Source organism: Streptomyces sp. ActVer, assembly GCF_027270795.1.
Taxonomy (GTDB): domain Bacteria; phylum Actinomycetota; class Actinomycetes; order Streptomycetales; family Streptomycetaceae; genus Streptomyces; species Streptomyces umbrinus_A.
The window spans coordinates 1-7,623 of the sequence record NZ_JAPWHT010000483.1 but is presented as its reverse complement, the minus strand read 5'-3'; the positions used below and the strand labels follow the sequence as shown (position 1 = coordinate 7,623).

The 7,623-nt window shown below is 70.5% G+C and carries 7 protein-coding genes; 6 read left to right on the top strand and 1 reads right to left on the bottom strand.

The features are described 5' to 3' along the window. The first annotated feature begins 484 nt into the window (after positions 1-484). Positions 485-1,951 carry an amino acid permease gene (locus O3Q52_RS44810; RefSeq protein WP_143635331.1) on the top strand — a complete coding sequence of 489 codons (1,467 nt, stop codon included), beginning with the start codon at positions 485-487 and terminating at the stop codon, positions 1,949-1,951. Positions 1,952-1,961: 10 nt separating this feature from the next. Further along, on the top strand, positions 1,962-2,414 hold the full coding sequence (locus tag O3Q52_RS44805; RefSeq protein WP_055618648.1) for an Lrp/AsnC family transcriptional regulator: 453 nt from the start codon (positions 1,962-1,964) through the stop codon (positions 2,412-2,414). 234 nt (positions 2,415-2,648) lie between these two features. Here O3Q52_RS44805 and O3Q52_RS44800 read toward each other — a convergent pair whose 3' ends face one another. After that, positions 2,649-3,398: a GntR family transcriptional regulator gene (locus O3Q52_RS44800; RefSeq protein ID WP_269654265.1), complete on the bottom strand. Its 750-nt coding sequence runs from the start codon at positions 3,396-3,398 to the stop codon at positions 2,649-2,651. 222 nt (positions 3,399-3,620) lie between these two features. Here O3Q52_RS44800 and O3Q52_RS44795 point away from each other — a divergent pair, with 222 nt between their 5' ends. The 4 genes from O3Q52_RS44795 to O3Q52_RS44780 are packed head-to-tail and all read left to right on the top strand — an operon-like array spanning position 3,621 to position 7,548. Next, positions 3,621-4,766 carry an ABC transporter substrate-binding protein gene (locus O3Q52_RS44795; protein WP_269654264.1) on the top strand — a complete coding sequence of 382 codons (1,146 nt, stop codon included), beginning with the start codon at positions 3,621-3,623 and terminating at the stop codon, positions 4,764-4,766. Continuing rightward, entirely contained in the window at positions 4,763-5,662 is a 900-nt protein-coding gene (locus O3Q52_RS44790) for an ABC transporter permease subunit (protein WP_269654263.1), read from the top strand. The genes O3Q52_RS44795 and O3Q52_RS44790 overlap by 4 nt, the downstream gene beginning before the upstream one ends. Next, a complete protein-coding gene (locus O3Q52_RS44785) occupies positions 5,647-6,474 on the top strand; it encodes an ABC transporter permease (RefSeq protein WP_269654262.1) in 828 nt (275 codons plus the stop codon). The genes O3Q52_RS44790 and O3Q52_RS44785 overlap by 16 nt, the downstream gene beginning before the upstream one ends. Positions 6,475-6,477: 3 nt before the next feature. After that, on the top strand, positions 6,478-7,548 hold the full coding sequence (locus O3Q52_RS44780) for an ABC transporter ATP-binding protein (protein WP_269654261.1): 1,071 nt from the start codon (positions 6,478-6,480) through the stop codon (positions 7,546-7,548). Positions 7,549-7,623 lie beyond the last annotated feature (75 nt).

Below are 7,623 nucleotides of genomic sequence, written 5' to 3'. Positions count from 1 at the left end.
GGGGCGCCCTGAGCGGGTGGCTCGGGGCTGCCCTGTGGTTCCGGCGGAGGGCAGGCGCGAAGGGCCTCTCGGGTCTGTGCGACGGTCCGGTGGAGGGTTCCGGTGGTGAGTGGAGGGACGTCTTGCGTGGGTGGCCTGGGTCGGCCCTGGGGCTGGGCGGAGGGCCGGCGCGAGCGGCCTCCCGGGCCTGTGCGGCGGTCGGGCGAAGGGCCTCGGCGGCGGCCGGACGGCTGGCCGCGCCCGGCCCGACGGCGGGTCCGCGCAACGGTCGAAAGGCCCCGCGCAACGAACACGCGCCTGCCCGCGATCAACGCAACGATCTTGCGGAGGCGCGCAAGGTTGCTGCATTACGGCTGGAAAGGCTGTCCTCGTAGAGTCATGCGCTGAACGTAGTGTGGCGGGGACCCCGTGCACGGTGGTCCCTTCCTTCGGACTGCCGTGGGGCCGCGCCGCCCTGACCGGCAGCGATGAAGGAGCCAGCCGCGTGCTCGACCACGGCGCACCCCCACAGTCCCGCAGTCACCCCACCCCCGAGCCCCCGGGAGCCGGCGCGCGTCTGATGCGCCGTAAGCCCGTGGAGAGCCTGGTCGCGGAGGGTGGCCAGGGCGAGGGCGGCAGCCTGCGGCGCTCCCTCGGCCTCTGGCAGCTGACGATGATCAGCATCGGCGCCACGCTCGGCACGGGCATCTTCGTGGTGCTCGGCGAGGCCGTCCCCAAGGCGGGCCCGGCCGTCACCGTCTCCTTCGTGATCGCCGGCCTCACGGCGCTCTTCTCCGCCCTCTCGTACGCCGAGCTGGCGGGCACCATCCCGGTCGCCGGGTCCTCGTACTCGTATGCGTACGCAACCATGGGCGAGCTCATCGCCTGGATCTGCGGCTGGTGTCTGGTCCTGGAGTACGGCGTCTCCGTCGCGGCCGTCGCCGTCGGCTGGGGCGAGTACCTGAACGAGCTGCTCGACGGCACGATCGGCGTCACCATTCCGGACGCGCTCTCGGCGCCGCCCGGTGACGGCGGAGTCTTCAACCTGCCCGCGCTCATCGTCGTACTCCTCGCCATGGCGTTCCTGCTCGGGGGCGCCCGCGAGTCCGCGCGCGCCAACACCGTCATGGTCGTCGTGAAGATCGCCGCGCTGCTGCTGTTCTGCGCGATCGGCATCCAGGGCTTCCGGTCCGGCAACTACGAGAACTTCATGCCGCTCGGCATGGCGGGCGTCAGCGCCGCCGGAGCGACCCTCTTCTTCTCGTACATCGGGTTCGATGCGGCCTCCACTGCGGGCGAGGAAGCCAAGAACGCCCAGCGCGACCTGCCGCGCGCGATCATGCTCTCCCTGATCATCGTGACCGCGCTGTACGTGCTCGTCGCGGCCGTCGCCGTCGGCGCGAAGCCCTGGCAGGGCTTCACCGACTCGGAGGCCGCGCTCGCCGGGATCATGAAGGACGTCACCGGAGACGCCTTCTGGGGCACGCTGCTCGCGGCCGGAGCGGTCATCGCCATCGCGAGTGTCGTACTGACCGTGCTCTACGGGCAGACCCGCATCCTCTTCGCCATGTCCCGCGACGGGCTCGTGCCCAAGGTCTTCTCGCGCGTCCACGCGAAGACCGGTACGCCCCGCGTCAACACAGTCATCGTGTCCCTGTTCTGCGGTGTCCTCGCCGCCGCGATTCCGCTCGGGCAGCTCGCGGACGCGACCAGCATCGGCACGCTCTTCGCTTTCGCGCTGGTCAATGTGGCCGTCGTGGTGCTGCGGCGTACGCGGCCCGAGATGCCCCGTACGTTCCGGGTGCCGTTGTCGCCGGTGATGCCCGCGCTGGGCTTCGCCTTCTGCGTGTGGATGATGGGCAGCCTCGACACCGTGACCTGGGTCGTCTTCGGGGTCTGGATGGCCGTCGGGCTCGTGTTCTACTTCAGTTACGGCTATCGCCGCTCCCGTCTCGCCACTCCAGAGAAGTGATCCACCCGCAGTGCTGAACGATCTCGACGAACGCATCGTGCACGCCCTCGCCGAGGACGCCCGCCGCTCCTATGCCGACATCGGGCAGGAGGTGGGGCTGTCCGCGCCCGCGGTGAAACGGCGGGTGGACCGGTTGCGGGCGACCGGGGCGATCACCGGGTTCACCGTTCGGGTCGACCCCGCCGCGCTCGGGTGGGAGACCGAGGGGTTCGTCGAGATCTACTGCCGGCGGAACACGTCGCCGGAGACGATTCAGCGGGGGCTGGAGCGGTATCAGGAGGTTGTGGCCGCGTCCACCGTCACGGGGGAGGCGGATGCGATGGTGCAGGTTTTCGCTTCTGACATGCGGCATTTCGAGCGGGTGCTTGAGCGGATTGCCGGGGAGCCGTTCGTGGAGCGGACCAAGTCCGTGCTGGTGCTTTCGCCTTTGTTGCGGAGGTTTTCTTCGGGGTCGCCCACGTAGGGGGTGTGCGGGGTGGTGGGGGTGGCTGCGAGTGTGCCGTGGCCGGCCGCGCAGTTCCCCGCGCCCCTAAAATATTGCGCAGTTCCCCGCGCCCGTAAAAGATTGCGCAGTTCCCCGCGCCCCTAGAGACTGCGCAGTTCCCCGCGCCCCTGGAGGGGCGACCCCCGGTCCGTAGTCACGTGCGGGTGGGTGGGGGCTGGTCGCGCAGTTCCTCGCGCCCCTGAAGGGCCGGGCTCAGAAGTCCGACTGACCCGACTGGCGGGCCAAGGCGTTGTTGGCTATGGAGTTGTGGACGCTGAAGGTGATGGCGTCCGGGCGGTAGCGGTCGTCGGACCATTCGACCGGGCGGCCTTCGCGGGTCGTCGTGACGCGGCGGACGCGTAGGAGGGGGCTGGTGCGGCGGACGTCGAGGAGTTCGGCGTCCTGGGCGCCGGCCGCTACCGCGTCGATGACGTGCTCTCCGTAGGCGAAGACGAGGCCGGTGTCCTCGTACAGGCGCTGGGTGACCGAGGGGCAGTCGGGTTCGACGGACTCGACGGCGGGGGAGATCCAGGCCGCGTAGACCGTGCGCTCCAGGAGGACCGGGTCGCCGTCCAGGCCGCGTACGCGCAGGACGTGCAACACCGGGGTGCCCGTGGACAGTTGGAGGCGGACGGAGTCCTCGGGGGTGGCCGGGCGGTACTGCGACGACACCACGTGGCCCGTCGCCTCGCGGCCCATCGCGCGGGCCCACTGGGCGAAGGAGCGCAGTTCCTCGAAGGACTGGCTGCGGCGGCTCGCGAGGACCACGCGGCGGGCGCCCTGCCGGGAGCCGATGAGGCCCTCGGCGGTCAGGGCGGCGACGGCCTGGCGGACGGTACCGCGGGAGACGCCGTAGCGGGACGCGAGGTCGGTCTCGGCCGGCAGTCGACTGCCCACCGTGTACTCCTCGCGGTCGATCGCCCGCCTGAGTTCCTCGGCGATCTCCTCGTGTCGCGGCGCCATGCTCCCCCTCTGTGCGCAGTTGTGTACCCCTTGATCAGCCTAGACGAGGATCGCTGGTGACACGTGCGCCCGGCGAGTGGCAGTGAAATCAAGGGTCACGGTTTCGACAATGTTTACGAACAGGTCATCAATGGCGGGCCTACTTGGGCCAACTTGTTCAGACAAGTTCTGCTGACCAGCTCTGCGTCTCGAGTGATCCCTGCGCGCCCCCTGGAGAAGAACGTGACCGTGTCCCTGCCCAGAACAGCCGTCTTCGTCGGCGCCGCCGCACTCGCCCTGAGTGCCTGCGGCGCGGCCCCCGACGACGCGTCCACCACCACCGACGGCAGGAGCGCCGCCACCGCGACCTCCGCCGAGGCCTTCGGCGGCATGGACGCCCTCGTGAAAGCGGCCAAGAAGGAGGGCACGCTGCAGGCGATCGCGCTGCCCCGCGACTGGGCCAACTACGGCGCCCTGATCGACGGCTTCCAGAAGAAGTACGGCATCAAGGTCGAGGTCGAGAACCCCGACGGCGCCAGCCAGGACGAGATCAACGCCGTGACGTCGAGGAAGGGGCAGGACCGGGCGCCCGACGTCCTCGACCTGGGCAGTTCGTTCGCGCTCAGCGCCGCCCAGCAGGGACTCCTCGCGCCCTACAAGGTCGCGGGCTTCGCCGACATCCCCGAGGGGCAGAAGGACGCGAAGGGCCGCTGGTTCAACGACTACGGCGGCTACATCTCCATCGGCTGCGACGCCAAGCGCGTGAAGAACTGCCCGACCACCTTCGCGGACCTGCTGAAGCCGCAGTACAAGGGGCAGGTCGCGCTCAACGGCAACCCCACCAAGTCCGGTTCGGCCTTCGGCGGCGTCTGGGCGGCCTCCCTCGCGAGCGGCGGCTCCTTCGACGACATCCAGCCCGGCCTCGACTTCTTCGCCAAGCTGAAGAAGAACGGCAACTACACGCCCGTCGAGTCGACTCCCGCCACGGTCGAGAAGGGCGAGACGCCGATCAGCATCGACTGGGACTACCTCAACGCGGGGTACGCAGACGAGTTCAAGAAGAAGGGGCTCGACTGGAAGGTCGCGGTCCCGTCCGACGGCAAGTTCTCCCAGTACTACTCGCAGGCCATCAACAAGGACGCCCCGCACCCGGCGGCCGCCCGCCTGTGGCAGGAGTACCTCTACAGCGCCGAGGGCCAGAACCTCTGGCTCAAGGGATACGCGCGCCCGGCCCTGATGACCGCCATGGAGAAGGCCGGCACGCTCGACAAGACCGCGGCCGCCAAGCTCCCCGAGGTCTCCGGGACGCCCTCCTTCCCGACCGAGGCCCAGCAGAGCAAGGCCAAGACCGTGCTCGGCCAGGGCTGGGGCAAGGCCGTCGCCGGATGACCGCGACCCTCACCCGTGTGGACGTGGCGCCCGTCGCTTCGCCGAAGCGGCGGCGCCACGCGCCCGGCTGGCTCGCCGTCGTCCCGCTGCTCGCCTTCGTGGCGCTCGCCTTCGGGATCCCCGCGCTTGCCATGCTGAACGGCGCGTTCACCGTCAAGGACCCGGCCACCGGGGCGACTTCGTACACCACGGCGAATCTGACCGCCTCGCTGAAGGGCGCGTACCTCACCGCCCTGCTCGGCAGCGTCAAGCTGTCCGCCGTCTCGGCGGTCATCTCGACGGTGTTCGGCCTGCTGGTCGCCCAGGCCGTCGTGACCTCCCGCTTCCGCGCGCTGCGCGAGGCCGTGCTCACCGCGTCCGGGGTGCTCGCCAACTTCGGCGGCGTCCCGCTGGCCTTCGCGTTCGTCGCCACCCTCGGCAACTCCGGTGTCCTGACCCGCTATTTCGGCCTCGCCGACAAGGGCTGGAGCCTCTACAGCTTCTCGGGTCTGGTGATCGTCTATCTCTACTTCCTGATCCCGCTGATGGTCCTCACCATCACCCCCGCCCTCGACGGACTGCGCGTCCAGTGGCGCGAGGCCGCGCGCAACAACGGGGCCACCGCCGTGCAGTACTGGCGGCACATCGCCCTGCCCGTCCTCGCGCCCTCCCTCCTCGGCGGATTCGTGCTGCTCTTCGGCAGCGCCTTCGCCGCGTACGCCACCGCCGCGGCCATGGTGGGCAGTTCGGTCCCGCTGGTCACCCTCCAGATCGCCGACGCCATCTCCGGCAACGTCCTGGTCGGCCAGGAGAACGTGGCGCTCGCCCTCAGCCTCGACATGGTCCTCGTCGCGGGCCTGGTGATGGCCGTGTACCTGCCCCTGCAACGACGGAGCGCGCGATGGCTCGACAACTGAACCAGTCCGTACGTCCCTGGCGCGGGGTCGTCCTCGCCGGCGCCGCGCTCTACTTCCTGGTGCCGCTGGCCGCGTCCGTCGTCTTCACGGTCGACGTGCCGGGGCAGGGCATCACCTTCGACGCGTACACACAGATCTTCGGCACCGACGGGTTCGTCTCCAGCCTGCTGCTCTCGCTGGAACTGGCCGCCGCCACCATCGCGATCGTGCTGCTGCTGATGGTGCCCGCCATGGTCGCGCTGCGGCTCGGCGCGCCGAAGCTGCGGCCCGTCGTCGAGATCGTCTGCTCGCTGCCGCTCGTCGTCCCGCCCATCGCGTTCGTCGCCGGGATCGGCACGGTCCTGAAGTGGGGGCCCGAACACCTCTCCCGCACCCCGCTGTTCCAGACCTTCGTGTCGATCCAGAACCCCGACTTCCCGTTCGTCCTCGTCCTCGCGTACGTCGTGATGGCGCTGCCGTTCGTGTACCGGGCCCTGGACGCCGGGCTGCGCGCGATGGACGTACGCACCCTCGTCGAGGCGGCCCGCAGCTGCGGCGCGGGCTGGCCGCAGGCGCTCGTACGGGCCGTGCTGCCGAACCTGCGCGGGGCGCTGCTCAACGCGTCGTTCCTCACCCTGGCCCTGGTGCTCGGCGAGTTCACCGTCGCCCAGCTGCTCGGCTTCCAGCCGTTCGCCGTGTGGATCGTCAACGTCAGCGGTTCGCAGGCCCAGTTGTCCGTCGCCGTCTCCGTGCTCAGCCTGCTCGTCACGTGGGCACTCCTTCTCGCGCTCGCCGGGTTCGGCGGCCGCTCCCGTACCGCTCCCCGGGGATGAACCATGACCGCAACCACGCTTGAGAAGGCGGCCACGACGGCCGCGACCGTCGAATTCCGTGGCCTGCGCCGGGAGTTCGGCCGGACCGTCGCCCTCGACGGGCTCGACCTGACCGCACGGCCCGGTGAACTCCTCGCCCTGCTCGGCCCGTCCGGCTGCGGCAAGACCACCGCACTGCGGATGCTCGCCGGGTTCGAACACCCCGACTCCGGTGAGGTGTTGGTCGACGGCGAGGACGTCACGCGCGTCCCGGCCCACCGCCGCGACGCCGGGATGGTCTTCCAGTCGTACAGCCTCTTCCCGCACCTCAGCGCGCTCGACAACGTCGCCTTCGGGCTGCGGATGCGCAAGGTGCGTACGACCGAACGGCAGGCGCGCGCGGCCGAGTTGCTCGAACTCGTCGGCCTCGGCGACAAGGGCGGGAACTTCCCGCACCAGCTCTCCGGCGGTCAGCAGCAGCGTGTCGCGCTCGCCCGCGCGCTCGCCCTGCGGCCCCGCGTCCTGCTCCTCGACGAACCGCTGTCGGCGCTCGACGCCAAGGTACGGCTCACGCTGCGCGAGGAGATCCGCCGGCTCCAGCAGGAACTCGGCATCACCACCCTGTTCGTGACACACGATCAGGAGGAGGCGTTGTCGATGGCGGACCGGGTCGCCGTGATGCGCGCCGGACGGCTCGAACAGTGCGCGGCTCCGGCCGAGTTGTACGGTCGGCCCGCGACCGCGTTCGTCGCCGAGTTCGTCGGCACGATGAGCCGCATACCGGGGCGGGTGACCGACGGGACGGTCGAAGTGCTCGGGCAGCGGCTGCCGGTCGACGGCGAGGCGCCCGCCTCGCCGGAGGTGGACGTGCTCGTACGGCCGGAGGCGGTACGGCTGACGGCCGAGGACACCTCGGATGCCCGCGTCGTCGCCTCCGCCTTCCTCGGCGCGGCCACCCGCGTCACCGTCCGGCTCGCCGACGGCACCGAGGTGAAGGCCGACCTGCCGACCCACGAGGCCGCCGCGCTGGGCGCGGGAACCGCCGTGACCGTGAGCCTGCCGGAGCGTCCCGTCCTGGTCGCCGACCGCCTGTGAGAGAGAGCCGCGTGACCCCCCACATCCCCCACACCACCCCTGCCGCCGACACCCCTCGACGCCCCCAACAGCCGC